Source organism: Agromyces tropicus, from assembly GCF_039531345.1.
Classification (GTDB): domain Bacteria; phylum Actinomycetota; class Actinomycetes; order Actinomycetales; family Microbacteriaceae; genus Agromyces; species Agromyces tropicus.
In genome coordinates this window covers 1-2,765 of record NZ_BAAAPW010000012.1, presented here as the reverse complement: position 1 = coordinate 2,765, position 2,765 = coordinate 1, and the positions used below count along the sequence as shown (strand labels likewise).

2 protein-coding genes are annotated in these 2,765 nt (G+C 67.8%); both read left to right on the top strand.

Going from position 1 to position 2,765, the window contains the following annotated elements:
* On the top strand, positions 1 to 2,022 hold a 2,022-nt coding region (locus ABD230_RS19110), incomplete at its 5' end, for a prealbumin-like fold domain-containing protein (RefSeq protein ID WP_344379043.1).
* Between the two features lie 302 nt (positions 2,023 to 2,324).
* On the top strand, positions 2,325 to 2,765 hold a 441-nt coding region (locus ABD230_RS19105), incomplete at its 3' end, for a hypothetical protein (protein ID WP_344379041.1).

Below are 2,765 nucleotides of genomic sequence, written 5' to 3'. Positions count from 1 at the left end.
GCGACCGGATCGATCAACACCAGCGTGATCCCGGCCGCCGAGAACGACGGACTCCAGACCGAGGACATCTCGCCACGCACCTTCGGCGAGGCCACGGTCGACTTCTCCGCGATCGTCGGTGAGGGCTGCGTCACGTTCGGCAGCGCGTACCTGAAGAGCCGATCCTCCGACTCCTTCACGGCCGCGATGAAGGACTACATCGCACCCGTGCCCACCGGGCTCGACACGTGCGCGAAGGTCGTCATCCGGAAGGTGACCGACCCGAGCCCCGACCCGTCGGACTCGTCGTTCGCCTACACCACGGACTTCGACCGGCAGGGCGGCAACGACCCGACCTTCAACCTGAAGAACGGCGAGAGCCAGACCTACACCGACGTGTTCCTGGGCACCGGTCTCAGCGTGACCGAGGACCTCGGCGCATTGCCGGCCGGCTGGAAGCTCGGCTCGATCGACTGCTCCGCAAGCACCGGAGTGACGCCGTCGATCGACGTCGGCACGGGAACCGTGACCTTCGATCTCGACAACAACAACGACGTGCTCGACTGCACGTACTACAACGAGACCGGCGGCCAGGTGATCATCCACAAGGTGACCGACCCGGACCCGGATCCGAGCGCTTCGGACTTCGGCTTCAACGGCGTGTTCGACACCCTCGCGAACGGCTCCGACCCGTCCTTCAGCCTGGCCAACGGCGAGACCGCGAGCTGGGATGACGTGCTGCTCGGCACCGGGTACACCGTCACCGAGGACACCCTCCCGACCGGATGGGCGCTCGAGGACATCGACTGCAGCGCCAGCTCCGGCGTGAGCCCGTCGATCGACCTCAACGCCGGAACCGTGACGTTCGACATCGACGACGCTGACGACGTGCTCGAGTGCACCTACGGCAACCAGACCGGCGGCACCGTGATCATCCACAAGGTCACGCAGCCGGATCCGGATCCGTCGGATGCCTCGTTCGGCTACTCGTCGTCGTTCTCGACGCTCGACGGCACGACCGACCCGTCCTTCTCGCTGAAGAACGGTGAGACGGCGACGTACCTCAACGTGCTGTTCGGCACGGGCCTGACGGTCACCGAGGACTCGCTGCCGAGCGGTTGGGAGCTGCTCGACCTCGACTGCACCGCGAGCGTCGGCGTCGTGCCGTCGATCGCCGGGGCAGAGGTCACGTTCGCCATCGACGACGCCGATGACGTGCTCGAGTGCACCTACACCAACCGGGCCTTCGGCTCGATCGTGATCGAGAAGATCACCGACACCAGCAGCGGCGCGTTCGACTTCACGTCGAGCACCCTGACCCCGTCGGCCTTCACGCTCACGACGACCGGACCGGGCGATGCGGGCAAGGACTCGCAGACCTTCGGCAACCTCGACCCCGGGACGTACGACGTGACCGAGACGGTTCCCGACTTCTGGAACCTGATCAGCGCGACGTGCGACGACGGGTCGGACGTGAGCTCGATCGGGCTGAGCCCGGGCGAGACCGTGACCTGCACGTTCCACGACGACCGCGAGCTCGGCTCGATCAAGGTCATCAAGGACCGCAAGCACGCGGCCGACGGACTGGGTGAGAACCACCCGCACGCCGGCGTGGACTTCGTCATCACGGGCGGCGAGCTGCCGGCCGAGGGCGTGACGGTCACGACCGACGCGAACGGCATGGCCTGCTACACCGGCCTCGTCGTGAGCGGCCTGGTCGGCAACTACACGGTGAACGAGGTCGTGCCCTCCGGCTACGTGATGGAGGTCCCGGGCTCGCAGACGGCGAACGTCGCCGAGGCGACGGCCGATGACTGCTCCGACACGAACGCCGGTGCGGTGAAGGAGTTCACCAACATCCCGTTGACGAACCTCACCGTGAGCGTCGACTCGCAGGTGCCGGGCGGCACGTACTCGAGCATCTCGTGCGACGTGTCCGGCTCCGATGAGGTCTCGCTCGCCGATGAGATGGACGACCCGTCCATCACGATCAACGACCTCACGCCGCGGACCGTGGTCTGCACCATCGTGATCGATCCGTGAGCTGAGGAGGCAGTTCCATACTGAACCGAGGGTCCCCGCCGGCAGCGCCGGCGGGGACCCCGTCCCGTCCACCCCCGATCTGGGGTAGTGAGGATTCCTCGTTTTCGGTTCCCGCATCGCCCGCACCGGCGTAACGTGCCGAACAGGCGTGAGAGACCACTACGGCGCGATGCACGCCGGCCGGCGTCCTTACCCCCGCCGACCGACGCGCCGAAGACGGGCCACCCGATGCCCGCCACGTCGCCCGCAGCGGACGTCCGGATCCGTCCGGACCGGACGAATCTGCGACACCGGAGGCGATGATGCCCCACACAACCCGAATCCGCGTCCCCGACGACGGGACGCCTGCCCGACGGCGGACTCCGAGGATCCTCGCGATCGCGGGCGTGCTGGGATTGGCCGGCGCCGCCCTCATCGGCGGCCCCGCGCAGGCCGCGCACCCCGAGGTCAGCCTCGCCGGCAGCGACTTCGAGATCGAGGACCCGGACGTCGGTGCCGGCGCGAACCTCAAGGTCGACGACGCCGCACCGCCTTCGCTCGACTGGGCGAACGTCACCGAGGTCCGTCAAGCGGATGCGCTCTCCGGTACCGGCGACGACTCGTTCGGCCAGGGATCCAAGGAGGACACCCCGGTGCCCTCGCCCGTCACCGGCAGCATCCCGCCGAACAAGTCCGACCTGAAGAACTTCGGGCTCTACCTCGAGGAGACCCCGGGCGGCGACTTCCTGCACCTGTTCTGGCAC